The sequence below is a fragment of the Marinobacter sp. UBA2498 genome, assembly GCF_002341575.1.
Classification (GTDB): Bacteria; Pseudomonadota; Gammaproteobacteria; order Pseudomonadales; family Oleiphilaceae; genus Marinobacter; species Marinobacter manganoxydans.
Genome location: NZ_DDOI01000071.1, coordinates 49,560 through 49,831, shown reverse-complemented (window position 1 = coordinate 49,831; position 272 = coordinate 49,560). Strand labels below are relative to the sequence as shown.

The window sequence follows — 272 nt, the reverse complement described above, 5'->3', positions numbered from 1 at the left end:
GGCACCCTGACCATTGCGGTGACCGGCCTGGCCGACCGCTTTGGCGCGAGTCGGATCTTTGCGCTGTCGAGCCTGTTGGGGGCTCTGGTTAACGGTGGATTTATTTTCGCTGCCGGTGCGCCGCCGCTCGATTTCCTCCTGCGCTTTGCCACCGGGCTGTGTCTGGCCGGGATCTATCCCCTGGGCATGAAAATGGTCATTGCCTGGACGCCAAAGTATGCCGGGGCTGCCCTGGCCTGGCTGGTGGGCATGCTGACACTGGGAACGGCGCT

1 protein-coding gene is annotated in these 272 nt (G+C 64.0%); it reads left to right on the top strand.

The window, feature by feature from the left end; translation table 11 throughout:
* Positions 1-272, top strand: a 272-nt coding sequence (locus B2W52_RS10295; protein ID WP_286802867.1) for an MFS transporter, incomplete at both ends; no start/stop codon positions are given.